This is a genomic window from Pseudarthrobacter sp. MDT1-40-2, assembly GCF_059383595.1.
In genome coordinates, this window is sequence record NZ_JBWZCL010000005.1 from 73583 (window position 1) to 100390 (window position 26808).

25 protein-coding genes are annotated in these 26808 nt (G+C 63.7%); 20 read left to right on the plus strand and 5 right to left on the minus strand.

The genetic code is table 11. From position 1 onward, the window contains the following. Positions 1–16: 16 nt before the first annotated feature. The 3 genes from AC50X5_RS14330 to sucD all read left to right on the plus strand — a co-directional run bounded on the left by AC50X5_RS14330 (position 17) and on the right by sucD (position 3010). The gene (locus AC50X5_RS14330) at positions 17–703 is read left to right on the plus strand and encodes a hypothetical protein (protein WP_494976744.1); all 687 of its coding nucleotides are present in this window, start codon (positions 17–19) and stop codon (positions 701–703) included. 223 nt (positions 704–926) lie between these two features. Then, on the plus strand, positions 927–2096 hold the full coding sequence (sucC, locus tag AC50X5_RS14335; RefSeq protein WP_494976745.1) for an ADP-forming succinate--CoA ligase subunit beta: 1170 nt from the start codon (positions 927–929) through the stop codon (positions 2094–2096). A gap of 11 nt (positions 2097–2107) precedes the next feature. Further along, the gene (gene sucD / locus AC50X5_RS14340; RefSeq protein WP_494976746.1) at positions 2108–3010 is read left to right on the plus strand and encodes a succinate--CoA ligase subunit alpha; all 903 of its coding nucleotides are present in this window, start codon (positions 2108–2110) and stop codon (positions 3008–3010) included. Between the two features lie 130 nt (positions 3011–3140). Here sucD and AC50X5_RS14345 read toward each other — a convergent pair whose 3' ends face one another. Both AC50X5_RS14345 and AC50X5_RS14350 read right to left on the minus strand, forming a co-directional pair. Next, complete coding sequence (locus tag AC50X5_RS14345) at positions 3141–3623, minus strand: SRPBCC family protein (RefSeq protein ID WP_494976747.1); 483 nt, start codon at positions 3621–3623, stop codon at positions 3141–3143. Positions 3624–3632: 9 nt separating this feature from the next. Beyond that, positions 3633–3983 carry an ArsR/SmtB family transcription factor gene (locus tag AC50X5_RS14350; protein WP_463937044.1) on the minus strand — a complete coding sequence of 117 codons (351 nt, stop codon included), beginning with the start codon at positions 3981–3983 and terminating at the stop codon, positions 3633–3635. A gap of 180 nt (positions 3984–4163) precedes the next feature. On the opposite strand from AC50X5_RS14350, the gene AC50X5_RS14355 reads away from it, so the two are divergent. Beyond that, positions 4164–6065: a glycerophosphodiester phosphodiesterase gene (locus AC50X5_RS14355; protein ID WP_494976748.1), complete on the plus strand. Its 1902-nt coding sequence runs from the start codon at positions 4164–4166 to the stop codon at positions 6063–6065. A 27-nt stretch (positions 6066–6092) separates the two neighbouring features. On the opposite strand, the gene AC50X5_RS14360 is transcribed toward AC50X5_RS14355, so the two are convergent. After that, positions 6093–6542: a MarR family winged helix-turn-helix transcriptional regulator gene (locus AC50X5_RS14360; RefSeq protein ID WP_494976749.1), complete on the minus strand. Its 450-nt coding sequence runs from the start codon at positions 6540–6542 to the stop codon at positions 6093–6095. Between the two features lie 172 nt (positions 6543–6714). Between AC50X5_RS14360 and AC50X5_RS14365 the strand changes: the two genes are divergently transcribed. From AC50X5_RS14365 to AC50X5_RS14440, 16 genes are all read left to right on the plus strand, one after another. Then, positions 6715–7953 carry an MFS transporter gene (locus tag AC50X5_RS14365; protein WP_494976750.1) on the plus strand — a complete coding sequence of 413 codons (1239 nt, stop codon included), beginning with the start codon at positions 6715–6717 and terminating at the stop codon, positions 7951–7953. Between the two features lie 168 nt (positions 7954–8121). Continuing rightward, positions 8122–8526, plus strand: coding sequence for a tautomerase family protein (locus AC50X5_RS14370; protein ID WP_494976751.1), 405 nt, complete (start codon positions 8122–8124; stop codon positions 8524–8526). Positions 8527–8723: 197 nt separating this feature from the next. Next, positions 8724–9725: a 5-dehydro-2-deoxygluconokinase gene (gene iolC, locus AC50X5_RS14375; RefSeq protein WP_494976752.1), complete on the plus strand. Its 1002-nt coding sequence runs from the start codon at positions 8724–8726 to the stop codon at positions 9723–9725. Positions 9726–9760: 35 nt separating this feature from the next. Further along, on the plus strand, positions 9761–10675 hold the full coding sequence (locus AC50X5_RS14380; RefSeq protein ID WP_494976877.1) for a Cgl0159 family (beta/alpha)8-fold protein: 915 nt from the start codon (positions 9761–9763) through the stop codon (positions 10673–10675). A gap of 27 nt (positions 10676–10702) precedes the next feature. Then, positions 10703–12637: a 3D-(3,5/4)-trihydroxycyclohexane-1,2-dione acylhydrolase (decyclizing) gene (iolD, locus tag AC50X5_RS14385; RefSeq protein ID WP_494976753.1), complete on the plus strand. Its 1935-nt coding sequence runs from the start codon at positions 10703–10705 to the stop codon at positions 12635–12637. Positions 12638–12682: 45 nt separating this feature from the next. Next, positions 12683–14197 carry a CoA-acylating methylmalonate-semialdehyde dehydrogenase gene (locus AC50X5_RS14390; RefSeq protein ID WP_494976754.1) on the plus strand — a complete coding sequence of 505 codons (1515 nt, stop codon included), beginning with the start codon at positions 12683–12685 and terminating at the stop codon, positions 14195–14197. A gap of 78 nt (positions 14198–14275) precedes the next feature. Beyond that, on the plus strand, positions 14276–15187 hold the full coding sequence (locus tag AC50X5_RS14395) for a sugar phosphate isomerase/epimerase family protein (protein ID WP_494976755.1): 912 nt from the start codon (positions 14276–14278) through the stop codon (positions 15185–15187). 54 nt (positions 15188–15241) lie between these two features. Then, a complete protein-coding gene (locus tag AC50X5_RS14400) occupies positions 15242–16255 on the plus strand; it encodes a Gfo/Idh/MocA family protein (RefSeq protein ID WP_494976756.1) in 1014 nt (337 codons plus the stop codon). Positions 16256–16334: 79 nt separating this feature from the next. Continuing rightward, on the plus strand, positions 16335–17210 hold the full coding sequence (locus AC50X5_RS14405; protein WP_494976757.1) for a sugar phosphate isomerase/epimerase family protein: 876 nt from the start codon (positions 16335–16337) through the stop codon (positions 17208–17210). Continuing rightward, entirely contained in the window at positions 17207–18646 is a 1440-nt protein-coding gene (locus AC50X5_RS14410) for a sugar porter family MFS transporter (protein ID WP_494976758.1), read from the plus strand. The genes AC50X5_RS14405 and AC50X5_RS14410 overlap by 4 nt, the downstream gene beginning before the upstream one ends. Before the next feature lie 239 nt (positions 18647–18885). Then, the gene (locus AC50X5_RS14415; RefSeq protein ID WP_494976759.1) at positions 18886–19881 is read left to right on the plus strand and encodes a substrate-binding domain-containing protein; all 996 of its coding nucleotides are present in this window, start codon (positions 18886–18888) and stop codon (positions 19879–19881) included. Positions 19882–19940: 59 nt separating this feature from the next. Further along, positions 19941–20984, plus strand: coding sequence for an ABC transporter permease (locus tag AC50X5_RS14420; protein WP_494976760.1), 1044 nt, complete (start codon positions 19941–19943; stop codon positions 20982–20984). A gap of 13 nt (positions 20985–20997) precedes the next feature. After that, complete coding sequence (locus AC50X5_RS14425) at positions 20998–21945, plus strand: ATP-binding cassette domain-containing protein (protein WP_494976761.1); 948 nt, start codon at positions 20998–21000, stop codon at positions 21943–21945. A 42-nt stretch (positions 21946–21987) separates the two neighbouring features. Then, on the plus strand, positions 21988–23124 hold the full coding sequence (locus AC50X5_RS14430) for a Gfo/Idh/MocA family oxidoreductase (RefSeq protein WP_494976762.1): 1137 nt from the start codon (positions 21988–21990) through the stop codon (positions 23122–23124). Beyond that, on the plus strand, positions 23124–23903 hold the full coding sequence (locus tag AC50X5_RS14435) for a TIM barrel protein (protein ID WP_494976763.1): 780 nt from the start codon (positions 23124–23126) through the stop codon (positions 23901–23903). Before AC50X5_RS14430 ends, AC50X5_RS14435 begins: the two co-directional genes overlap by 1 nt. Continuing rightward, entirely contained in the window at positions 23900–24940 is a 1041-nt protein-coding gene (locus tag AC50X5_RS14440) for a Gfo/Idh/MocA family protein (protein ID WP_494976764.1), read from the plus strand. The genes AC50X5_RS14435 and AC50X5_RS14440 overlap by 4 nt, the downstream gene beginning before the upstream one ends. 78 nt (positions 24941–25018) lie before the next feature. On the opposite strand, the gene iolB is transcribed toward AC50X5_RS14440, so the two are convergent. Beyond that, positions 25019–25912, minus strand: coding sequence for a 5-deoxy-glucuronate isomerase (gene iolB, locus AC50X5_RS14445; protein WP_494976765.1), 894 nt, complete (start codon positions 25910–25912; stop codon positions 25019–25021). 15 nt (positions 25913–25927) lie between these two features. Then, entirely contained in the window at positions 25928–26668 is a 741-nt protein-coding gene (locus tag AC50X5_RS14450) for a GntR family transcriptional regulator (RefSeq protein WP_494976766.1), read from the minus strand. Positions 26669–26808 lie beyond the last annotated feature (140 nt).

The window sequence follows — 26808 nt, forward strand, 5'->3', positions numbered from 1 at the left end:
GCGTGTTCTCCGGGGAATGCCCGCCGCTCTGCTGCTGCTTGCCCTCACGTCCTGCAGCTTTAGCCAGGAAGACCCAAACTACGTGCCGCCTGCTCCGTTGCCCCCCATAGAGCAACTGGCGCAGGCGCCGCTGGCGGATCCGGCTCCATACTCAGCAGGCCAGGACGTCCTGGCCTTTGTGACGGAGGACCGCAACATTGTGTGTTCGCTGACGTCGGCCCGGGGCGAACACGTCAACGTCCCGTACGAGCCAAACAATTACAGCGACGCCGCCAACAACAAACTGGCCATTGTTCCCGTGGCACATTGCGAGCTGGCGGAGTACCCCAAACCGGAGCCTGCGGACGTCTCCAGCGACTGTGCCGGGACCAATCTGGGCTTCCTTGGCGGCACGGCCATCGCCATGCCGGACAGTGCGCGGTATGGCGAATGCCGTTCCGGAGTTACGCAGATGGAAGCGGAATACGGGGCCAACGGCAACGCCAACGGTCCGGTTTCAAGGCTTGCCGTGTTGCCGGACGGACAGAACCTGGAACGCAACGGACTGCGATGCTCAGCGTACAACGGCGGCGTGGCCTGCGGGAATGTCTCAGCGGGGGTCGGATTCTTCGTAGCAAAGGGCAAGTATGAACTTGTTTCCGCCGCTGAAAAGGGCACTGAAACAGCCGCTGGTACCGCCCAAACCAGCCCAAAAACCCCGTAATCACGCGGTTTTTCTACGCTCCATAGAATAGTGTCGTTACTCACAGAACGGGTAGTCTAGGTCAGGCGGGTGTCTGCGAAGGACTAGAGTTCCCAGTGGAGCATTACGCCGCGCGGCTCGTTTTTCCAACAGCCTCCGGTACATGCAATTCCGCAGCCCGGTCATCGTCTTCGATGGTGCCCGACTGTACAGAAACTACTTCGACGTAGAAGGACACTAAACCGTGGACCTGTTTGAATACCAGGCGCGCGATATGTTCGAGGCGCACGGTGTACCCGTGCTTGCCGGCATCGTGGCGTATACCCCTGAAGAAGCAAAAGCAGCTGCCGAGAAGATTGGCGGCGTTACCGTCGTCAAGGCACAGGTTAAGGTTGGCGGCCGCGGTAAGGCCGGCGGCGTGAAGGTGGCCAAGTCTGCGGACGAAGCACTGGAGCACGCAACCAACATCCTGGGCATGGACATCAAGGGCCACACCGTTAACAAGGTGATGATTGCCCAGGGTGCGGATATTGCCGAAGAATACTACTTCTCCGTCCTGCTGGACCGGGCCAACCGCAACTACCTGGCCATGTGCTCGGTAGAAGGCGGCATGGAAATCGAACAGCTCGCCGTCGAACGTCCGGATGCGCTGGCCAAGGTCGCCATTGATCCCGCCGTTGGAATTGACCAGGCCAAGGCAGACGAGATTGTCGCTGCTGCAGGCTTCTCCGAGGAACTGCGCGGCAAGGTCGCCGCCGTTATCCTCAAGCTCTGGGACGTCTTCAAGAAGGAAGACGCCACCCTGGTGGAGGTCAACCCGCTGGTCAAAACCGGCGCCGGTGACATCGTCGCCCTGGACGGCAAGGTCTCCCTCGACGAGAACGCCTCCTTCCGCCACCCGCACCACGCCCGGCTCGAGGACAAGGACGCTGCTGATCCCCTCGAAGCCAAGGCCAAGGCGCAGGACCTCAACTACGTCAAGCTCGACGGCTCAGTTGGCATCATCGGTAACGGTGCCGGCCTGGTCATGTCCACGCTGGATGTCGTTGCGTACGCCGGCGAAAACCACGGCAACGTCAAGCCGGCAAACTTCCTGGACATCGGCGGTGGAGCCTCCGCTGAGGTCATGGCCGCTGGCCTGGACGTCATCCTGGGCGACGAGCAGGTCAAGTCTGTGTTCGTGAACGTCTTCGGTGGCATCACCGCATGCGACGCCGTTGCCAAGGGTATCGTCGGCGCACTGGCAGAGCTCGGTTCCTCCGCCAACAAGCCCCTGGTAGTCCGCCTCGACGGCAACAACGTTGAGGAAGGCCGCCGCATCCTGGCCGAGGCCAACCACCCGCTGGTTACCCTGGCCGCCACCATGGACGAGGGCGCCGACAAGGCTGCCGAGCTCGCCAACGCAGCTAAGTAAGGGACAGCAGCATGTCTATCTATCTGAACAAAGACTCCAAGGTCATCGTCCAGGGCATCACCGGCGGCGAAGGCACCAAGCACACCGCCCTGATGCTCAAGGCCGGCACCAACATCGTCGGCGGCGTGAACGCCCGCAAGGCCGGCACTACCGTTGTCCACGGCGACAACGACATCCACGTCTTTGGCACCGTCAAGGAAGCCATCGCCGAAACCGGCGCCGACGTCTCGATCGTCTTCGTCCCGCCGGCCTTCACCAAGGACGCCGTTGTTGAGGCCATCGAAGCTGAAATCGGCCTCGTAGTGGTCATTACCGAAGGCGTGCCTGTTCAGGATTCCGCCGAGTTCTGGGCACTGGCCCAGTCCAAGGTCGACGCCGACGGCAACCAGATCACCCGGATCATCGGACCGAACTGCCCCGGCATCATCACCCCCGGTGAAGCCCTGGTAGGCATCACGCCGGCCAACATCACCGGCAAGGGCCCCATCGGGCTCGTCTCCAAGTCAGGCACCCTGACCTACCAGATGATGTATGAACTCCGCGACCTCGGCTTCTCCACGGCCATCGGCATCGGCGGCGACCCCGTCATCGGCACCACGCACATCGACGCCCTGGCCGCGTTCGAGGCGGACCCGGAGACCAAGGCAATCGTGATGATCGGCGAAATCGGTGGCGACGCTGAAGAGCGCGCAGCCGACTTCATCAAGGCCAACGTCACCAAGCCGGTTGTCGGCTACGTGGCCGGCTTCACCGCTCCCGAAGGCAAGACCATGGGCCACGCAGGTGCCATCGTCTCCGGCTCTGCCGGTACCGCCCAGGCCAAGAAGGAAGCCCTCGAGGCTGCCGGCGTGAAGGTTGGCAAGACGCCGTCCGAGACCGCCAAGCTGCTGCGCGAAGTTTACGCAGCCCTCTAGGGTCTGGACAGGCTCGACCACCGGTGGTTGAGCTTGTCGAAACCCCGGTCTCGACAGGCTCGACTACCGACGGCCGGTTACCTTCCCCAGGAAGGTAACCGGCCGTCGTCGTTTGTACTGTTGGCGTCACCTAGACCTTGGCGGCGCTGAGCAGTTCGTCCAGGCGTTCGTAGCCTTCAGTCATACCGGCCTCCATGCCGGACTGCGCCATGCCGTTGCGGGCTTCCAGGCTGGGATAAACCGAGTGGCCGCGCAGCCGGCACCTGCCGTTGCCCAGATCCTCGAACGTCATGAACTCCAAGCTCACAACATCCGGGTAGCCTCCGAATTCGAAGGTCTGGATGGCGAACTCGTTCTCCCGGACAGTGTGGAAAATGCCGCTGAACCTGTAGGCCACGCCGTCCGGTCCCGTGTGGACGTAGCGGTAGCTGCCGCCCGCGCGGAAATCATAGTGATCCACCTCCATTTTCAGCCCGCGGGGGCCAAGCCATTGGGTGATCAGGGCAGGGTCCTTGTGGGCGCGGAACACGTCTTCCACCGGAAAGTCGAACTCGCGTTCGGTGTCGATGAATGGCTCGCCTTCGGGGACGGTGAGTTTCAATGCGTTGGTCATGATTGATCCTTAGCTTTGCCGGCCGCGGGATGCGGCGCTGGAACGTAGGACGGCATCGAGGTTTCGGAATTGCTCTTCCCGGACCAGCCGGTACTGGCCGATCCAGGCGGTGAGTGCCTCAAGCCGTTCGGGATTCAGGTGCACGGGCCTGCGTTGGGCATCCCGGGACCGGGTAACCAGCTGGGCCTGCTCAAGCACCTGGATATGTTTCGATACCGCCTGCTTGCTGATGGCAAACGGTTCGGCGAGGTCGTTGACGGTGGCGGAACCGTGGCTGAGCCGGGCAATGATGCTTCTGCGTACCGGATCCGCCAACGCCATGAACGCGGCGTCCAGCAGGCCGTCATTGTCCGTTTCCATGGCCAACCTCCTCCCTAAATGCCAAGTGCTCAATCAGATGGTTGATCAACTACTTGGTTGAATAACAATAGAACGCGCGCCACGGATGCGCAAGGGTTTTACCGTCCGTTCACACACCGTATGGATGGGGGGAACCGGCCCCACACCTGCACGGAACCCGGACGGCCTACGGTCGGCAGTGTGATTATCCCAACCTTCCGGCGAACGGCCGCCGCTGCACTCACCGTGCTCGCCGCCGTCGCACTCGTCCCGCTGCCGTCCGCCACTGCCGCACCGCTGCAGCCGGCAATCACCGCCCCGGCTCCGGTCGCTGAGCCCACCGTTGTGTACAGCCAGGATTTCTCCGGCGAGGGCATGCCGGAAGGCTTTAACGCCGTCGAGGGTGCCTGGAAGGTGGAGAACGGCCGCCTCTACGGCACCAGCGCCACCACCTCGCAGCTGTCCCGGGTCACGTTCGGGCCGCACCTTTCCAGCTACCGCTTCGAAGCCACCGTCCGTTTTGAAAACGTGCTCAACGCCGGGCGTTGGTCCGCCCTCGGCATGGACATCCAGCCCAACGGCGCCGTACCGTACTGGATCGCCACCCTGCGGTCCGGATCCACAGCCGGCAATGGGCTGGAATTCGCCGAACGCACCGCTGCCAACAGCTGGAACGTCACGGACACGACGGCGGCGCCCTCCGCTGCCGGGACCGGCACCGACGTGAAGGTTGCTGTTGAGGTCCGGGGCCGCAAGGCCGCCTGGTTCTTCAATGGCCAGAAGATGATGGAGACGAACCGCTTGGTTCGTACCGATACAGGGGTCCTGGGCTTCGTGAACAACGGCGCCACCGTTTCCTATGACGACGTCACCGTGACACAGTTGCCGGATACCGAATCGCTGCTGGTGGGAGAAGGCGGCCGGCCGGCCGTCATAGCCCACCGCGGCCTGTCCTCGGTTATTCCGGAGAACACCCTGCAGGCCCTGCTGTCCGGGGGTCGTGCAGGGGCGGACTGGGTGGAGATGGACGTTAATACCTCCGCTGACGGCGTTCCCGTGGTCATCCACGACGGCAGTGTGGACCGCACCACGGCCGGGACCGGAAGTGTTGCCAACCTGACGTCCGGCTACATCGCAGGCCTTGAAGCCGGTTCGTGGTTCTCTCCGGCCTATGCCGGCGCCAAGGTCCCCACGCTTGCCGAGTTTTTGGACCAGAGCGACACGGAGGGCAGTGGCATCCTGCTGGAGGTCAAGGGTCCTGAAACCCGCGAGGAGGTCCGGCGGATTATCGATATGGTGCGTGAGCGTGGCCTGGAGAACCAAACCATCCTGCAGAGCTTCGATACCAGCGTCCTGCAGTACTCCCGCGAATATGCGCCCACCCTGCGGCTCGGCCTGCTCCGCGGTACCCTGGACGCCGACGTCGTGGCGGCCGCTCAACAGTACGGCGTGGTTACCTATAACCCCAGCTGGCCTGCCCTCGCCGCCCGACCGGGCGCCATCGAGGAGCTGCACGACGCCGGGATCGCCGTGATGCCCTACACCGTTGACTCCGCAGAGCAGTGGAAAGTCATGACCGAGGCTGGTGTGGACGGCATCATCACCAACCGGGCCGGCGCCCTGGTGGGTTACCAGAGTGCCACTGCAGTCCCGGCGCCGCCGGCACCAAAACCCGCGGTCAGCTTCCCGGCAGGTACCGACGGCGCAACGTACGGCCGCGGCACCTCAGTAGTTCCCGCCGTCGTAAGCTCCCACGCGGAAAGTGTGGCGCTGACCCTGGATGAAAACGCTGTGGAAGAAGGCGTCGCCATCTCCACCAACTCGCTGACGCCCGGTGCTCACACGCTGGCGGCCACGGCCACCGGCCCGGGTGGGCAGGCGACCGCAGCCATCACCTTCACGGTGGCACCCTCCGCCGCCGGCCTGTACCTGCTGTCCGTGTCTGAAGGCGTGGATTCCAAGGTCCGGGACAAGCTCATCAAGGCCATCGACAAGACTGACTGGGCTGATCTAGCAGCCCGGGCTGAATCGGCCTCCGGCGCCGGCCTGCCCGCCGAACTCGCCGCGCTGATTGCTGCTGACTCGAGGCTGTTGGCCGGATAAGTACACGCTGGTGCGCGCCGAGACGCCCTAAACCCCTGCGTGCAGGCGGGGGAGCGCGCGCACCAGCCCGGCAAGCTCCGGAACCTGCCCGGCGTCGTCCAGTGCGCGTTCAAGCGTGGCGTCGTGGGTGGGGCGGGCGGCGTCAAGGAGTCGGTTGCCGGCAGGCGTGAGCTCAGTGTAAATGCCGCGACGATCGTCAGCGCAGAGGATCCTGGTCAGCAGGCCGCGGTCCTCGAGGCGGTTCACCAGACGTGTGGTGGCACTGGGACTAAGCGCGGTGGCACGGGACAGTTGCTGCATCCGCATGTGCCAGCCATCCTGGCGGCTTAGTGCGTCCAGTACTGTGTACTCAACCACTGACAGCTGGGACTCAGCCTGCAGCGCGCGCTCAAGTTCGCCCTCGATCAGGCCATGCAATGCGGCCAGGGTACGCCAGCCCTGCGCGCGGACTTCGACGGCGTCGTCCTTGATGCCCATGTGTGGTGCCCCTTTTCGCTCTGACTGCGCAACGCACAGCCGCTAATTAGTTGCATACGCTTTATAGATGCTTGCGCAATGTACTTGCGCGTGCAAAGATAAATACCGCGTCTGCAACTAATAGTCTATGCGGACGACCTACTTCACACAATTTTCAAGGAGCGTCCCACCCATGCCTGTTGGCTTAATCGCACTGGCCCTCGGCGGCTTTGGTATAGGACTTACCGAGTTCGTCATTATGGGCCTGTTGCCGGAAGTAGCCGCTGACTTCGCCGTCAGTGAAGCGGCCGCCGGTTGGTTCATCTCCGGCTACGCCCTGGCGGTGGTTGTTGGTGCGCTGGTACTCACCGCTGCGGTGTCCCGTTTTGACCGGAAGCCGGTCCTGGCGGTCTTGATGGTGCTGTTCATTGCCGGGAACCTCATCTCAGCTGTTTCCGCCGACTACTGGGTGATGATGGCCGGCAGGATTGTTGCCGCCTTGTCCCATGGGGCATTCTTCGGCATCGGTGCCGTGGTTGCGGCAGGGATGGTGGCTCCCACCCGGAAGGCGGCTGCTATCGCCATCATGTTCACCGGCCTGACCGCAGCCAACGTCCTGGGCGTACCGTTCGGCACCCTGCTGGGCCAGGCGGCAGGTTGGCGGGCCACGTTCTGGGCGATCACGGTGATAGGCGTTATTGCCCTCGTCGGAATCCTGGCGCTGGTTCCCGGCGCCGGCCGCGGTGACGAGCCGGCCGGTGGTCTCCGCGGGGAGTTGCGTGCCTTCCGTTCCGCGCAGGTTTGGTTATCCATCGCGGTCACCATTCTTGGTTACGGCGGCATGTTCGGCGCCTTCACCTATATTGCGTTTACCCTCACCGACGTATCGGGTTTCGCTGCCACTACGGTTCCCTGGCTGCTGATCGTCTTCGGTGTCGGGCTGTTTGCGGGAAACACTCTGGGCGGCAGGGCTGCTGATAAAAACGTGGACCGTACCCTCCTGGTGGTGCTGGCCGTCCTGGTTCTAATCCTGGTCCTGTTTGCGCTCACCGCCGGTAATCAAATGCTTACCGTTGCGTCGCTGCTGCTGATGGGTGGCTTCGGCTTCGCCACGGTGCCAGGGCTGCAGATGCGGGTCATGAAATATGCGTCCGGTGCTCCATCGCTGGCTTCCGGCGCGAACATCGGCGCCTTCAACGTGGGCAATGCGCTGGGGGCCTGGCTGGGCGGCGTCACTATCAGCGCCGGCCTGGGGTACACCTCGCCCATCTGGGCAGGAGCGGGACTGACCTTGCTGGGTCTGGGCGTTATGGCTGTTGCGGCGGCCAAGGCCGCAGGCAGAGAAGCGGGCGCTGATGGAATGTCCGACGGCGGCCCTTCGGTGAGGGAGGCTGCCGAACCTGCTGCTCAGGGTTCTGCCCGCGCCGGCTGAACGGCGCCGCTTTCAACTTTACGCAGGGCCGTCCGAGGCCATCCCGCATTTTCGGGGTGGGCCGCAGGCGGCCCTGCTCGGGTTAATCGGGAGACCTCCGGCGGATCCCTTGAGTAATGGCATCGAGATTTGTTAGTATGTCAGGACAAACTACAAAGGAGATTGACCTTGCCTCTCGTACGGATTGATGTAAACCAGGGCCGCACCCCGGAGGAACTGCGCCTGCTCAGCCAAGCCATCCACGACGCCATTCTCGCCGAATACGGCATTCCAGAGCGGGACTACTTCCATATCCTCACAGAGCACCCCGCCGGCCAGATTGTCGCCCAGGACGCCGGGCTCGGGTTTGAGCGGACCGCTGGAGTGGTGATGATCCAGATCTTCACCCAGGGGGGCAGGTCCCAGGAAGCCAAACAGCGCTTGTTTGCCGCCGTGGCCGCCAGGTTGGAGAAGGCGGGTGTTGCCGGAGTGGATGTTTTTATCGGCTACGTCGAGAACACTGCGGGGGACTGGTCCTTCGGGTTCGGCCGTGCCCAGTACGTTACGGGCGAGCTGGGTATTCCGGCAAAGTAGTCCCGCGGCCAGGCCGGGCTTGCCGAGCGGGGGCTTTTTCGTCCGCAAATGCAAGTTGTCAATATGTCAGTACAAACCTTTGACAGGACATTAATTGTGGTGCAAAGTAGTTGTGTGTCCCTGCTCACGGGGACGGTCACACCGGAGCTCCACCTGTCACAGGTACCGAGTTCAATCCAGAAAGGTCCGCGATCACCGTGACCCACGAACTGCTTACCATCGGGCGCATCAGCGTTGATATCTACCCGAACGACGTCGGTGTGGACCTGGAGGACGTGGCGTCCTTTGGGAAGTACCTCGGCGGCTCGCCCTCCAATGTAGCCGTAGCGGCGGCGAGGCACGGTCGGCGCACCGGCGTGATCACGCGTACCGGGGATGACGCGTTCGGCACCTACCTGCACCGCGAGCTGCGCAAGTTCAAGGTCGATGACTCGTTCGTCTCCGGCGTGAAGGAGTGGCCCACGGCCGTCACGTTCTGCGCCATTAAACCGCCGGAGGACTTTCCTTTGTACTTCTATGGCCGTTTCCCCACGGCGCCGGACCTGCAAATCAGCGCTTCGGAGTTGGACCTGGACGCCATCCGGACGGCCGGAATCTTCTGGTCCACGGTCACCGGGCTCTGCCAGGAACCCAGCCGCGAAGCCCACATAGCGGCTCATGAAGCGCGGCCCCGCACCGGCCTGCGGGATGGCCAGTACACCATTTTGGATTTGGACTACCGGCCCATGTTCTGGGACTCCGAGGAAGCCGCCCGCGAACAGGTCGCCAAAATCCTGCCGTATGTCACTGTGGCTATAGGCAACGACAAAGAATGCGCTGTGGCTGTTGGGGAAGGTACACCTGACGAGCAGGCGGACCGTTTGCTGGCAGCCGGCGTGGAGATCGCCGTGGTCAAGCTTGGTCCCGAGGGCGTGATGGCTAAAACCCGCACTGAGCGCGTTGTCTCCGCCCCCGTGCCGGTGGAAACCGTCAACGGCCTGGGTGCTGGCGATTCCTTTGGCGGTGCCTTCTGTCACGGTCTGCTTTCCGGATGGCCCCTTGCCGATGTCCTGGACTATGCCAACGCCGCGGGAGCCATCGTGGCCTCCCGGCTGTCCTGTGCAGACGCCATGCCAACGCCAGACGAGGTTACCTCGCTGCTTGCGGAACGTGGCCGGCTCCGTCCGGGCCAGTTCGCTACCGAAGGAGCAACACTGTGATCAGGAACGACTTCCCTCATTCCACGTCGGCCGCCCTGCACGTCGATGACGATCCCCGCCGGTACGCCCACCTGAGCACCATCCGCCTCGAAGACCCGGAGGCCATCGCCCGCGCCGCCAAGGCACGCCGCCGCCACCCCGGCCTCAAGGCAGGAACGCAGAACTTCATCGTCGCGGCGGACCACCCTGCCCGCGGAGCCCTGGCTGTGGGCCCGGATCCGGTGGCCATGGCCGACCGCCGCCAACTGCTGGACCGCCTCCAGATCGCCCTGGCTAACCCGAGGGTAGACGGAGTCCTGGCTTCACCGGACATCATGGATGACCTGCTGCTGCTCGGCGCACTGGAAGGCAAGCTGGTGTTTGGCTCCATGAACCGGGGCGGACTGTCCGGGCTGGTCAACGAAATCGATGACCGCTTCACCGGGCATACCGCGGAGGCCCTGGAAGCATTGGGGGCCGATGGCGGCAAGATGCTGACCCGAATCTGCCTGGGCGATCCGGATACCGTGGCCACCCTGGAAGCCACTGCGAAGGCCATCGACTCCCTTGCCGAGCGTAAGCTGATCGCCATGGTGGAACCGTTCCTCTCGGTCCGCGAAAACGGCAAGGTCCGCAACGATCTATCCACCAACGCCGTGATCAAATCCGTGGCCATCGCCGAAGGCCTGGGTTCCACCAGTGCCTACACCTGGATGAAGCTTCCCGTGGTGGCGGAGATGGAACGCGTGATGGCTGCGACCACCATGCCCACCGTCCTGCTGGGCGGAGATCCGGACGGCAGCCAGGACGACGTGTTTGCCAGCTGGGAAGCAGCACTGGCGCTCCCTGGTGTCCAGGGCCTGACCGTTGGCCGCACCCTGCTGTACCCCAAGGACGGGGACGTTGCCGGCGCTGTTGCCGCTGCAGCTTCCCTGCTCAACATTAAGTCGCCCGTGAAAGTATCGGAGTAGCCCGCCATGCGAACAGGAACACGTAGAATGACGGTGGCCCAAGCCGTCGTCGAGTATCTCTCAAAGCAGTACACGGTGGACCGGGTTGGTACGCATGACTACCGGGAGCGCCTGATTCCGGGCACCTTCGGCATCTTCGGCCATGGCAACGTGGCCGGAGTGGGCCAGGCGCTGAAGCAGTACCAGCAGCTCGATCCGGCCATCATGCCGTACTACCAGGGCCGGAACGAACAAGCCCAGGTTCACCAGGCCGTAGGCTACGCCCGGCACACCCGCCGCCGCCAGACCTTCGCGGTCAGCACCTCCATCGGCCCGGGCTCTTCAAATTTGCTGACCGGCGCCGCGCTGGCCACCACCAACCGGCTTCCGGTGCTGCTGCTGCCCAGCGACACCTTCGCCACCCGCGCCTCGGACCCGGTGCTGCAGCAACTGGAACAGCCCTACGCGTACGACATCACTGTCAACGATGCGTTCCGGCCGCTGTCCAAGTTCTTTGACCGCGTCTCCCGACCGGAACAGCTCTTCTCGGCGTTTCACCACGGCCTGCGGGTCCTGACTGACCCCGCAGAGACCGGCGCGGTCACGATTTCGCTGCCGCAGGACGTCCAGGCCGAGGCCTTGGACGTCCCGGAAGAATTCCTGGCTGAGCGGGAGTGGCGGATCCGACGCCCGGACGCCGAGGATGAGGATATCCGCCGCGCAGCCGTCGCCATCCGGGCAGCAAAACGCCCGCTGATTATCGCCGGCGGCGGCGTCCTCTACGCCTACGCGAACGAGGAACTCGCCAGGTTCGCGGAGCTGACCGGCATCCCGGTGGGCAACACCCAGGCCGGCGTCGGCGTCCTGCCATGGGACCACAAACTCTCCCTCGGTGCCATCGGGTCCACCGGCACGACGGCGGCCAACGCCATCGCTGCGGAAGCGGACCTGATCATCGGCATCGGCACGCGCTACGAAGACTTCACTACTGCCTCGCGGACCGCGTTCCAGAACCCGGACGTGAAGTTCATCAACATCAACGTGGCCGCCATCGACGCGTACAAGCACGGCACCACGCTGCCAATCGTGGCAGACGCCCGCAAGGCCCTGGTGAAACTGAACCAGGCCATGGGCGGCTACCGCTACCGGGTGGGCGCAGACCTGGAACAGCAGATCGAGGCCGAGAAGACGCGCTGGAACGCCACGGTGGACGAGGCATTTGACACCCGTTTCACGCCGCTGCCGGCGCAGAACGAGATCATCGGCGCCACCAACCGCGCCATGGACGCCCAGGATGTGGTGATCTGTGCTGCCGGTTCCCTGCCCGGTGACCTCCACAAGATGTGGCGCGTCCGGGACCCGTTCGGCTACCACGTGGAGTACGCCTACTCCTGCATGGGCTACGAAATCCCCGGCGGCCTGGGCGTCAAGCGCGCAGCGCTGGCGGAGGCCTCCTCCAGCGGTACCCAGCGCGACGTCGTCGTCATGGTGGGGGACGGCTCCTACCTGATGATGCACACCGAGCTGGTCACCGCCGTCGCCGAACGGATCAAACTGATCGTGGTGCTGATCCAGAACCACGGCTATGCCTCCATTGGATCCCTGTCCGAAATGCTCGGCTCACAGCGCTTCGGGACCCAGTACCGGGCGCTGAACGAGGAGCAGCACAGCTTCGACGAGGGCGACACCCTGCCGGTGGACCTGGCCCTTAACGCTGAGTCCCTTGGCGTGAAGGTCATCCGGATCGAACCGGGGGAGAAGGTCATCGCCGAACTCGAGCAGGCCATCCGTGACGCCAAGGCCGCCCCGGAACGCGGTGGACCCATCCTGATCCATGTCGAGTCCGACCCGTTGCTGGACGCCCCGAGCTCCGAGTCGTGGTGGGACGTTCCCGTCTCCCAGGTCTCCGAGCTCGACTCCACGAAGCAGGCCTACCGGACGTACTCCAACCACAAGGGCCGCCAGCGCAACCTGCTGGGCTGAGCCAGTCCTCCACCCCACATGCTTACTCCTCAAGGAAGAGACGCCATGACTGTCACCACCACTGAGACCACCACCATCAGGCACTTCATCAATGGTGCCGAGACCCCAGGCCAGGGCGACCGGACCCAACCGGTCTACAACCCGGCCACCGGCCGGGTCAGCGCTGAGCTGCGCCTGGCCAACCGCGCCGACCTGGACGCCACCGTGGCCGCCGCCCGCGAGGCCGCTGACAGCTGGGGCGAGACCTCCCTGGCCAAGCGCACTGCAGTACTTTTCAAGTTCCGCGAACTGGTTGCCGCCCATGTCGAGGACCTCGCGCAGCTGATCACCGCCGAGCACGGCAAGGTACTCTCGGACGCCAAGGGTGAGATCGGCCGTGGCCTGGAAGTGGTCGAGTTCGCCTGCGGCATCCCCACGCTCCTCAAGGGTGACTACTCGGACCAGGTGTCCACCGGGATCGATGTCTTCTCCTTCCGCGAGCCACTCGGCGTCGTAGCCGGCATCACGCCGTTCAACTTCCCCGTGATGGTGCCACTGTGGATGGCTCCCATGGCGATCGCCGCCGGCAACGCCTTTATCCTCAAGCCCTCTGAGCGCGATCCTTCCGCTTCCATGCTGCTGGCGAAGCTGTGGAAGCAGGCCGGCCTGCCCGACGGCGTGTTCCAGGTGCTGCACGGTGACAAGGAGACCGTTGACGGGCTGCTCACGCACCCGGATGTGGACGGCATCTCCTTTGTTGGCTCCACCCCGATCGCCCAGTACGTCCACGAGACTGCCACCAGGCACGGCAAGCGCGTCCAGGCGTTGGGCGGTGCCAAAAACCATGCCATCGTGATGCCCGACGCCGATCTGGACAACGCGGCGGACCACCTGGCCGCCGCCGCATTCGGCTCCGCCGGCGAACGCTGCATGGCCATCTCCGTGGCCGTCGCCGTCGGGGACGCCGCAGACCTGATCGTCAAGAAGGTCCAGGAACGCGCCCTGGCCGTCAAGGTCAACAACGGCACCGAGCCCGACGCCGAAATGGGCCCCGTGATCACCCCGGCCTCCAAGGAACGGATTGTCAGGATCGTCACCGAGGCCGAAGCCGCCGGTGCTGCAATGGTGGTGGACGGCCGCGACCTGGTGGTCCCCGGCCACGAAGACGGCTTCTGGGTTGGCCCCACCGTAATTGATCACGTCAAAACCGAGATGACCGCCTACACCGAGGAGATCTTCGGACCCGTCCTCGTGGTGGTCCGGGTGGACACGCTGGAAGATGGCATCAAGCTGATCAACTCCAACCCCTACGGCAACGGCACCGCCATCTTTACCTCCTCCGGCGCCCACGCCCGGAAGTTCCAGCGCTCCGTCACCGTGGGCATGATCGGTATCAACGTGCCCTTGCCCGTACCGGTGGCCTACCACTCCTTTGGTGGCTGGAAGGCATCACTCTTCGGCGACAAGCACATCTACGGCCCCGAGGGTGTCTCCTTCTACACGCGCGGCAAGGTCATCACCTCGCGCTGGCCCGAGCCGACCCACGCCTCCGGTGCCTCCTACAACTTCCCGTCCAACTAACGGCTCGATCGGGTTTCGACAGGCTCAACCACCGGTGGTTGAGCCTGTCGAAACGCACCGATGCAAAGGAACAGACAAATGACTGAAAACACATTGACCATCGGCACGGCACCGGACTCCTGGGGCGTCTGGTTCCCGGACGACCCCAAGCAGACGCCGTGGGAGCGGTTCCTCGATGAGGTAGCCGAATCCGGGTACAAGTGGATTGAGCTTGGCCCCTACGGCTACCTGCCCACCGACCCCACGCGGCTTGCCGAGGAATTGAAGCAGCGCGACCTCAAGGTCACAGCCGGAACGGTGTTCACCGCCTTCCACCGCGGCCTGGACCATTGGGAAACCGCCTGGGAGCCTGCACGCCAGGTGGCAGAACTGACGGCAGCAATGGGCGGCGAACACATTGTGGTCATCCCGGCCATGTGGCGCGACGACGTCACCGGGGAGGCGGTGGAAAGCGGCACCCTCAGCGGTAGCGGCTGGAACGACCTGTTCGCCGGCCACAACCGCCTGGGCAAGACGCTGCTGGAGGACTTCGGCCTCAAGCAGCAGTTCCATTCCCACGCCGACTCCCACGTAGGCGCCCAGGAGGACATTGAAACGCTGCTCGCCGCTACCGATCCTCAGTACCTGAACCTTTGCCTGGACACCGGCCACGCCGAATACTGCGGGGCCTCCAGCCTTGACCTGATAAGGAAATACCCGGAGCGGATCGGCTACCTGCACCTGAAGCAGATCAACCCGGAGATCCTCAAAAAGGTCAACGAGGAAAACATGACCTGGGCGGCGGCCAACCTTGCCGGCGTGATGACCGAGCCGCCCAACGGCCTGCCGGATCTTCGCGCCGTCATCGAAGCCGTGGAGGCCCTGAACCGGCCCATCTTTGGCATCGTGGAACAGGATATGTACCCGGTTGCCTTCGATGTGCCGATGCCCATTGCCAAGCGCACCCGCGACTACCTGTTGTCCTGCGGCTCCCGCACCACCGTGCAATAACGCACGGCCAATAACCGGTCCCGGAATGACCCCGACTTACGAAGGATAGAAACAGTGACCAAGACTCTCCGCGTTGCCGTCATCGGCGCAGGCCGCATGGGTGCGGACCACATCAAGCGCCTTAACACCCGGATCCACGGTGCAGAGGTTGCCGCCGTCGTAGATGTTGACCTGGCCCGCGCGCAGGCAGCCATCGAAGGAATCGACGGTGCAGTCGCACTGGCCAGGGCCGACGAAGCACTCAACAACGGCGACGTGAACGCGGTGCTGATTGCCACCCCGGGCTTCCTCCACGAGGAAATCCTGTACAAAGCGCTGGAGAAGGATTTCCCGATCCTGTGCGAGAAACCGCTCACCCCGGATGCCGGCAGTGCATGGAAGGTTGTGCAGGCTGAGGCAGCGCTGGGCCACAAACGCATCCAGGTTGGCTTTATGCGTCGCTTTGACGCTGAATACGCGGCACTGGGTTCAATCATCGGCAGTGGGGAACTGGGGGAGCTGCTGATGCTGCACCACCAGCACCGCAACCCCACCACCCCCGCTGGCTTCACCAACGAGATGCTGATCAATGACTCCGTAGTCCACGAGTTCGACGCCATCCGCTTCTTCACGGGCGAGGAGGTCACCTCGGTGCAGGTCCGCCTGGGCAAGCCCACCCGGAACGCACCCAACGGCCAGCACGATCCCCAGCACGTACTGATCGAAACCGAATCAGGCGTCCTGGCCGACGTCGAGATCTTCGTCAACGCAAAGTTTGGGTATCAGGTGGCCACCCAGGCATCCTTTGAGGACGGCATTGTGAGCATCGGCGCGGAAAGCGGCCCCTCCATACAGTCGGCCGGTAAATGGGGCGGCAGTGTCACCCCGGGGTTCGAGGAACGGTTTGGTGCCGCTTACGACGTCGAGGTGCAGGCCTGGGCGGACGCTGCCCTTCGCGGGGAGATCGGCGGCCCCACCGCCTGGGACGGTTACGCTACCGCGGCATGCTGTGAGGCAGGGGTTGAGGCCCAGAAGTCCGGCGAGAAGGTGGTTGTCCAGCTGAACTCCAAGCCGGACCTGTACAAGTAAACAGTCCCGACATGCGGCGGCTGGCCCAGGGTATTGGCCGGCCGCCGCGGCTTTGCCTGAAAGACACAAAGGAGTGACCATGAAGATTGCACTGGACCCCACACCGTTCCATCACAGCCACGGGCTGCTGGAGTTTCCGAAGGTGGTGGCTGATCTCGGTTACCAGTACATGCAGATGACCCCGCATGCCGACTTCATCCCGTTCTATAACCACCCCAAAGCGGACGACGAGCTGGTGGGCCAGATGAACAAGGCCTGCCGTGACGCCGGAATCGAGATTGCCTCGGTTCTGCCGGTGCTCCGTTGGTCCGGTCCGGACGAGGACGCACGCGAGGCGGCAGTCCGCTATTGGAAGCGTGCCATCCAGATCACCGTGGACCTCGGCGTTAACACCATGAACACCGAGTTCAGCGGCCGGCCGGAAAAGGCAGAAGAGTCTGAGCGGGCCTTCTACCGCTCCATGGAGGAACTGCTGCCAATCATCGAGCGTGAGGGTATCGACCTGCTGATCGACCCGCACCCGGACGATTTTGTGGAGGAAGGGCTGGCGGCGATCCGGGTGATCCGCGGCCTGAACTCCAAGAACGTGGGCATGGTCTACGTTGCCTCGCACAGCTTCCACATGAAGAACTCCCCGCTGGAGATCATGCGGGCGGCAGGGGACAGGCTGCGCCTGGTCCACGTTGCGGACACCATGAACCATCATGCCTCGCACGGGCTGCGCTACATCACCAATCCGCCGGGAAACCCGGTCCGGGTCCACCAGCACCTGAAGATCGGTGACGGTGACGTGAACTGGGACGAGTTCTTCGGTGGCCTGAAGGAGATCGGCTTCCTGGACCGGGAGGATTCCGTGATGGTTTCCAGCGTCTTTGCCGAGGACGAGAACGCGGAAGAGGTGTCCCGCTACCAGCTGGAGACCATCAATGCGTACGTCGAGAAGGCCAGCGCATGACGGCGACCCCAGCGGCGGCCACTCCGAAAGGTGCCGGGAACAAGCCGCTCAACCACAAGCGGGCGCTGCGTACGGTCACCATCATTTCCACGTTCGGCGGCTTGCTCTTTGGCTACGACACCGGCGTCATCAACGGCGCCCTGCCCTACATGCAGGAGGACCTGGGACTCACGCCGCTGACCGAGGGCCTGGTGACATCCTCGCTGCTGTTCGGTGCCGCGTTCGGCGCCATCCTGGGCGGTCGCCTTGCCGACCGGAGCGGCCGGCGCAGGATGATCATGGTCCTGGCGGTCATTTTCCTGCTGGGAACGCTTGCCTGCACCTTCGCGCCCAACACCGAGGTGATGATCCTGGCCCGGTTTGTGCTCGGCCTGGCGGTGGGCGGCGCCTCGGTAACCGTGCCGGTCTACCTGGCAGAGGTCTCGCCCAGTGCCCGGCGCGGACGGATCGTCACGCAGAACGAGTTGATGATCGTGACCGGCCAGCTCCTGGCCTTTATCTTCAACGCCTACCTGGGCAACACCTTCGGTGAAGCAGGCGGGATCTGGCGTTGGATGCTGGTGATTGCCACCCTGCCCGCGATCGCCCTGTGGATCGGCATGAACTTCATGCCGGAAAGCCCACGGTGGCTGGCGTCCATGGGAAGCTTCGGCGAAACGCTGAGCGTGCTGCAGCGCATCCGCTCCCAGGAAGAAGCCCGCAAGGAGTTTGAAGAAGTCAAGGCGATGGCCGTTGAGGACTACAAGTCCAAGATGGGGTCCTGGAAGGATCTGAGCGTCCCCTGGCTGCGTCGGATCTTTGTGGTGGGTATCGGCCTGGCCGTGATCCAGCAGATTACCGGCGTGAACTCGATCATGTACTACGGCACTCAGATCCTGGCCGAGTCAGGGTTCGGACGTGAAGCCGCGCTGACGGCGAACATCGCGAACGGGGTCATCTCGGTGGCGGCGACCTTCGTCGGTATCTGGCTCCTGGGCAAGGTGGGCCGCCGCAAAATGCTCATCACCGGACAGATCGGCACCACCAGTGCTTTGCTGCTGATCGGCATCTTCTCTCTGATCCTGCCCGAAGGAACCGGGCGCGGTTTCGTGATCCTGGCACTGACCGTCACGTTCCTGGCCTTCCAGCAGGGAGCCATCTCGCCTGTGACATGGCTGATGCTCTCCGAGATTTTCCCGCTGAAGATGCGTGGGCTGGGCATGGGGGCATCTGTCTTCGTGCTGTGGATTGTCAATTTCCTGGTGGGCTTTGGCTTCCCGCAGCTCCTGGCAGCGATCGGCCTCTCCAACACGTTCTTCTTCTTTGCCGTGCTCGGCGTGGGAGCGATTCTCTTCGCGTCCAGGTACATTCCGGAGACCAAGGACAAGAGCCTGGAAGACCTGGAGCACTACTTCAAGAACATCGCCGGAAGGAAGCCGGAACCAGCGGTCAACTAAACCTCCGCGCACTAGACCACAAGGGCAGCACCGTTTCATCGGCGGTGCTGCCCTTTGGTGTGCCGCGCACTGTCCCCGGAAAGGCCCCGGAAGTCACGAAAGGAACACATTCTACGTACGTACATCTTATTGTCAGGACAAACTATTGACATGTGTGGCGAAAGTCACCATGATCGACGTAAGCGTTATTCCGATGGCCGCGACGCAGCTGCCCGGAAGCGAAATCAAAGGAGATTCACGTGGCAAAGTTTTCCTGGCGCAAGACAGTCCTGGTAGCGGCCGTAGTGCCAATGCTGGCCCTGAGTGCCTGTTCAAGCACTGGTGGTAAGCCCGCTGATTCCGGCGCCGGCGCCGGCGGCGGCCAAGTGGCTACCACCGAACGAATGAAGGTAGCGCTGATTACGCATGCTGCACCCGGCGACACTTTCTGGGACATCGTCCGGAAGGGCGCGGAAGAGGCTGCAGCCAAGGACAATGTTGAACTGCTCTACACGTCAGATCCGGAAGGCGGCCGCCAGGCCCAGCTGATCGAACAGGCGGTGGACCAGAATGTCGACGGCATCGCCGTGACACTGGCCAAGCCGGACGCCCTTAAGGATGCGCTCAAAAAGGCCGCAGATGCCGGAATTCCCATCGTCAGCCTCAATGCTGGCGAGTCAATTTCCGCCCAGCTGGGGGCCTTCACGCACTTCGGCTCGAATGAAAAACTGGCCGGGGAAGCCGTGGGGACCAAGCTGAACGAACTTGGAATCACCCACCCCGTGTGCGTCATCCAGGAACAGGGCCATGTGGGCCTCGAAGCTCGTTGTGCCGGTGTTAAGGCCAAGGTTCCCGGCAGCGAGATCCTGTACGTCACCGGCACCGACATGACCCAGGTTTCCTCAACCGTTACCGCCAAGCTCCAGGCCAGTGCCGACGTCGACGCCGTGATCGGTCTCGGAGCTCCGTACACGCTGACCATCCTGAAGGCCGTCTCCTCCGCGGGCAGCAGCGCCAAGGTTGCCTCGTTTGACCTCAACGCGGAACTCGCAAAGAAGATCGCCGACGGCGAGGTGGCGTTCACCGTGGACCAGCAGCCCTGGCTCCAGGGCTACGGAGCCGTTGACTCGCTCTGGCAGAACAAGCGTGGCGGTTTCACGATCGGCGGCGGACAGCCGGTGTTGACCGGTCCCGCCATCATCGACCAGGCGGCAGCCGGCGATGCCCTCAAGTTCAGTGAATCCGGCATCCGCTAAATCCGCTTTCCAGCCTGGCTCCCGGGAAGCTCCGGGGGCCAGGCCCTAAGGAGAACACCATGACTCAAACCCTGACCCGGCCGCCTGCCGTCGATGAACGCCTGGCCGTCCGGAACCCTGTCCAGAACCTGCTGAAGCGGCCCGAAGTAGGGGCGCTGGTCGGCGCTGTCGTACTGCTTGTTTTCTTCGCACTTGTTTCGCAGACGTTCCTGCAGCCGAACGCCATCGCCACCGTCCTGTACGGCAGCTCCACCATCGGCATCATGGCGGTGGGGGTATCGCTGCTGATGATCGGCGGCGAGTTTGACCTCTCCACCGGTGTGGCAGTCATCAGCTCCGCGCTGACGGCATCCCTGTTCAGCTGGTACTTCACCACAAACGTCTGGGTGGGCGTGATTTTGGCGCTGGTGGTGTCCATCTCCATTGGCTTCATCAACGGCTGGATCCTGATGAAGACCAAGCTCCCCAGCTTTATCGTCACACTGGCCACCTTCCTGATGCTGACCGGCCTGAACCTGGGCCTGACCCGGCTCATCGGTGGCTCTGTCTCTTCGCCCTCGATCTCCACCATGGACGGCTTCGATTCGGCCCGGGCCATCTTCGCCTCATCCGTGACGATCGGCAGCGTAGACGTCAAGATCACCGTCTTCATCTGGCTTGCGCTGGTAGCCGTGGCCTCCTGGATCCTGCTGCGCACCAAGGTCGGCAACTGGATCTTCGCCGTCGGTGGGGATGCGAATGCTGCCCGCGCCGTTGGGGTTCCCGTCAAGGCCACCAAGATCGGGCTCTTTATGGGAGTCGGCTTCTGCGGCTGGATCCTTGGCATGCACAACCTGTTCGCCTTCGATGCTGTGCAGTCCGGTGAAGGCGTGGGCAACGAGTTCCTGTACATCATCGCGGCGGTGATCGGCGGCTGCCTGCTGACGGGCGGCTATGGATCGGCTGTGGGCGGCGCAATCGGCGCGTTTATCTTCGGCATGGCCAATAAGGGCATTGTTTACGCGCAGTGGAACCCGGACTGGTTCAAGTTCTTCCTGGGACTCATGCTGCTGCTCGCCACCATCGTCAACCTCGTCGTCAAGCGCCGCGCGGAACTGAAGTAAGGGGCCCGGAACAATGACCGCCAAAGCGATCGACCAGCAGACACTTCTGCAGAACGAAACAGATCCCCTCACGCACACTCCCGTGCACCTGCTGTCCCTGGACGGCGTCGGTAAACACTACGGCAACATCGTGGCCCTCAGCGACGTCACCATGGCGGTGGACAACGGCCGTGTCACGTGCGTCCTGGGGGACAACGGGGCGGGCAAGTCCACGCTGATCAAGATCATTGCGGGCCTGCACCAGCATGACGAGGGCGTGCTGAACATCATGGGCGCCGAACGGAAATTCTCTTCGCCGCGCGACGCCCTGGACGCGGGCATCGCCACGGTTTACCAGGACCTGGCCGTAGTTCCCCTGATGCCCATCTGGCGGAACTTCTTCCTCGGTTCGGAGCTGACCCGCGGGTTTGGGCCGTTCAAGAGTATGGATGTCCAGCAGATGAAGGACATCACCAAGCACGAACTCGCCGAAATGGGCATCGACCTGCGGGACGTTGAACAACCCATCGGCCAGCTCTCCGGCGGCGAGCGCCAGTGTGTGGCCATCGCCCGCGCCGTCTACTTCGGAGCCAAGGTCCTGATCCTGGATGAGCCGACGGCGGCACTTGGCGTCAAACAGTCCGGTGTGGTCCTTCGCTACATCCTGCAGGCCAGGGACCGCGGGCTTGGGGTCATCTTCATCACCCACAACCCGCACCATGCCTTCCCGGTGGGGGACCGTTTCCTGCTGCTCAAGCGCGGCAAGTCCATTGGTTACTACGACAAAAAGGACATCACCCTCGACGAACTCACCGCCCAAATGGCGGGCGGCGCCGAACTCGCCGAGCTGGCCCATGAGCTGGAACAGCTGGGCGGACACAGCGCCGTGGTGGAGGAAGTCAGTGCCGAAGTGGCCGAAGTGGCCCAGATGGGTGCACCAACAACTGCAGCAAAGGACGACGGCGGCGCACGCCACGTGTAGCCGACCGCTTAAGTGCTGAATGAACTATTGAAAGGACAGGCCATGGCCTACACCCAACAGGGTTTCACGGAGCGGCCCAGCCCGGTACAGATCGGCCTCATCGGCTCTGGCTGGATGGGCGCATTCCACGGCGAAAGCATTTCGCGCCGGCTTCCAGACGCCGTGCTCGCAGCTGTTGCGGACCCGAACCTGGAATCCGCCGCAGCGGTGGCCACCCAGCTGGGGGCCACCAAGGTCACCGCCAGTGCTGCTGATATTTTTGCCGATCCGGAGATCGAAGCCGTCATCATCGCCAGTCCGGCCCGCTTCCATTCGGCGCTTATTTCTCAGGCGGCAGCCGCCGGAAAGCATGTGTTTTGCGAAAAGCCGGCCGCGCAGGACCTGGCGGAGCTGGATGCGGCCCTCCAGGCTGTGGATGCGGCGGGGGTGCACTTCCAGATCGGCTTCAACCGGCGGTACGCCGCGGACTTCCAGGCAGCCAAGAAGGACATCGCCGGGGGCGTAATTGGCCAGCCCCAGCTCCTGCGGTCGCTGACCAGGGACCCCGGGACCGGGAGCATCGGGCACGCTGCGCGGATACCGGCGTGGACCATCTTCCTGGAGACACTGATCCATGACTTCGACACCCTGAACTGGTTCAACGAAGGCGCCGAGCCGGTTGAGGTTTACGCCGTGGCGGACGCCCTGGTGGAACCCGGGCTGCGGGACCAGGGGTTCCTGGACACGGCCGTTGTCACCGTCCGTTACAGCAACGGGGCGATTGCTGTGGCGGAAGCCAACTTCAGCGCACTCTATGGCTACGACGTGCGGGGAGAGGTCTTCGGCTCCAAAGGGATGGTCCAGGCAGGCCGGCCCACCGAAACTTCGGCAGTCCGATACACGGCAGAAGGCGTCTCCGCAGAGACTCCCAGGCTCAACGTGGAGCTGTTCCGCGAGGCCTATACGGATGAGCTGGTGGATTTCGTCGCGGCGGTGCGGGCGCGAGGCCAGGGTTCGCAGCCGCCGTCGCCTGCTTTTACCCTGACCCCGGGAGCAGCTGACGCCAGGCGTGCCCTGGCCGTGGCGTTGGCCTGCATCGACTCGGTCAAGAACCGCGTACCTGTGGCTGTGGCCCCGCGTGGCGTCTCTGTGGCTGTGGCTCCGCTGGTTGGTGCCGGCGGCACCCAGGCGGGATCCTGATGAGGCTGGCCGTATGTGCGGAAATGGTTTTTCTGGACCTGCCATTTACCGAACGGGTGCGCCGGATTCACGAGTCCGGGTTTGACGTCGAGCTTTGGGACTCGAGGACCAAGGACATAGCGGCCCTCAAAGCCACGGACGCGGTCTTTTCCTCGATGACCGGCTACACCGCCGGGAGCCTGGTGGATCCGGACACTGCGGACGACGTGGTGCGGACGGCAGAGACTTTGATTCCCACCGCCCTGGAGCTTGGCGTCACGCGCCTGGTGGTGCACTCGGCTGAACTTGTTGACGGGAAGGCGGCCCGGCCGGTGTACCGGCCTGATGGGCGAATGTGGCTGACCGGAACCCGCACGCTGCAGCGGCTTGGCGCCCTGGGCGAAAAGCACGGTCTGACGTTCTGCCTGGAAAACCTCAATACCGTGCTGGACCATCCCGGCATTCCACTGGCCAGGGCCAAGGACACCCTGGCGCTGGTGGAGGCGGCCGCACACCCCAACGTGAAACTCATGCTGGACCTCTACCACGCACAGCTTGGCGAGGGAAACCTGATCAGCCTGGTCCGCAGTGCGCTGCCGCACCTCGGTGAGATTCAGGTGGCCGATGTGCCCGGACGCTGTGAACCGGGCACCGGGGAAATCAACTACGCGGCAGTGGCTCGGGCACTGGCCGCTGTGGGCTACGACGGCACGGTGGGAATGGAGGCCTGGGCAAGCGGCAATGACCAAGCGGCCCTGGAAGCATTCCGGCAGGCGTTCTCAGCAGAGGTTGTGGTGTGAAGGAGCTGACTCTTGGCCTCATTGGCGTGGGACGGATCGGCGTGATGCACGCCAACAACATCTCAGCGCTCAACGGGGTACTCAACCCGCGCGGCATCAATGTCCGGCTCCGGCTGACCGATGTTGCCGAAGAACACGCCCGGAACATCGCCACGGGGCTGGGTGCTGGGTTCCTGCCGTCTGTGGAGGCTCTGATCGCGTCAGGCCTGGACGGGCTGGTCATCGCCACGGGAACAGGAACGCATCCGGAGCTGATCCGCGCCGGCGTGGACGCCGGGATTCCGGTCTTCTGCGAAAAGCCTGTGGCCCTGAACGTGGCTGACGCCGGGCCGGTGCTCGACTACATCCGCCGCAACAACGGGGTGGTCCAGATCGGTCACCAGCGCCGCTTCGATGCCGGGTACCTCGAGGCAAAACGCGCGTACCAGGCCGGTGAGTTGGGCTGGATCCATTCGCTCAGGGCGGTCACCTGCGACATGGCGCCACCGCCCGTGGCGTTCCTGGCTACGTCCGGCGGGTTGTTCCGTGACTGTTCAGTCCACGACTTCGACATCCTGCGCTGGCTGACCGGCCGCGAAATTGTGGAGGTCTACGCCAAGGGGTTCAACAACGGCGATCCGGCCATTGGGGAAGTCGGTGATGTGGACACCGCGCTCGCCGTGGTCACCTTCGACGACGGAACACTCGGCACGGTATCTGCCACCCGGTACAACGGGGCCGGGCACGATGTCCGCCTGGAGATCCAGGGTTCTGCCGGGTCGCTGCTGGTGGGTCTCGACGGGAAAACGGCGCTGGCCTCTGCGGAAGCCGGTGTGGGTTTCCCTTCTGGAGAGCCGCACCGGACATTCGCCGAACGCTTCGACCAGGCCTACCGGTCCGAGATGGCAGCGTTCGTGGAGCTGATCCTGGACCGGCGCGAGAACCCCTGCACGCCTGAGGATGCGGTTGCCGCTTCCAGGGTGGCCGATGCGGCACAGGAGTCCCTGGCCGCCGGCGTTCCCGTCCGGGTAACGCTGGCCGCCACTCCCGCAGCCTGATGCCAACGAAGCCCCCTTCGGATCAAAGTTCCGAAGGGGGCTTCTTTGTGTGCTGAAAGTAGTCGTGTACTGAAAGGATCAGGCGCCGAACGGGAGCCGGGGGTCGATCTCCTGGCCGTCCCACGTCTGGCGGACCCAGCCGTGGTGGGGGTCGTCGCTGATCAACCATTCACGCACGGGGCCGGGCCCGGCCATCACGTTCAGGTAGTACATGTCGTAGCCCGGGGCGGCCATCGCGGGGCCGTGCCAGCCATAGGGAACCAGCACTACGTCCCCGGTGCGGACCTCGGCCGCGACATCGATGGGGCGGTCGTCCGAGGCGTAGACGCGCTGGTAGCCAAAGGCGTCCGCCCCGGCAGGCGCGCCGGATTCGCTGGCCACCCTGGTCTCGAAGTAGTAGATCTCCTCGAGGCGTGTCTCGCCGTCCTTTTCCTCGTCATGCTTGTGCGGGGGATAGGAGGACCAGTTCCCCGCCGGGGTAATGACCTCGCACACAATAAAGCGGTCGGCTTCCAGGGCCGCAGGAGTGCCGAAGTTGTGGACCTGGCGTGAGCAGTTCCCCGCCCCGCGGAGTTCTACGGGGGTTTCGGCGGCGGTGACCAGCCGGGTGGGGTACTCCGCACCGGCCGGAGCGGTGGCAACTGCCACCCTGCCGCCGTCGGAAGAGCTGATGCTCACTGCGCGGTTGATGCCTGAGTAGAGGACGTCGCTGGGGCCATGGAAAACTGATTCCCGGCCATGCAGGGAGTAGCTGGTTCCGTCAACGACGGCGGTGAAGGAGCCGTTCAGCGGGATCACAATGCGCTCTTCGGCGGAGGCCGGAAGTTCGACGGCGGTGCCCGCGGCCAGGGTGGCCACCTTCAGTCCGGTATGGGACCAGCCGTCCACTGTGATGGATGAATCGGCGGTGCCGAGCGAGATGTCCCATTTGCCGTCGGCGGCGGTGCCCAGGGGGTAGACCCAATTGGTCATCGGTTTTTCCTTGCGTTAGCGCTGTACGAGTGTCATTTCAAAGCTGTAGGAATCGGCCCGGTAGACGTGGTTGCCGGTTTCCACCCGGCGCCCGGTGTCGTCCGTGGCGGTGCGCTCCATGGTGACCAGTGCCGAGTTGAGCTCGGCGTCAAGCATGCCGGCCTGGTATTCGTTGGCGACGGTTGCCCCGATCCGTTGGGTGGCCAGCCGGAAATTTACGCCGCCTCGGCGCAGGATGGCGTACAGGCCCTCTGCTGCCAGCGAGGCCTCGTCGATGGCCACGATGTCATCCCGGACCCAGTTTTCCATCAGCGCCAGTGGCTTTCCGCCTACCTTTCGCAGTCGCGTGAAGTGGTAGATCGAAGAGCCTTTGGGAAGTTCCAGTGCGGCCACCGTGGCGGCATCGGCTTCTCCGTGGGAAAAGCTCAACACTTCGGTGGTGGGTTTTTTGCCGTTGGTGGTGAGGTCGTCGAACAAGCTGGAGAGTTCCAGGTGCCGGCGGACCTGGCTGGAAACCACCTGCGTTCCCACTCCGCGTTTACGCACCAGAAGGCCGGACCGCACCAGTTCGTCCATGGCTTTGCGCATGGTGGGCCTGGACAAGTTCAGCTGTGCTGCCAGGTCTATTTCGTTGTCCAGCCTGCTGCCGGGCTCCAGGACGCCACTGTGGATAGCCGCCTCGATGCCCTGGACAACCTGGTGGTAAAGGGGCACGGGGGAAGAGCGGTCGATGATAAGCCCAAGTTGATTCGTCACTGAAGTTCCCTCAGATTCCGCGCTTGCCCGTCCGGCGTCCGGGTCGGGTAAGGGTCCGCCGCATATGTTCGCTTGATAGGACATACTTTCCTCTACCGATATTAGCAGCACCATGACGGCGGTCAATGATGTCGGTCGGG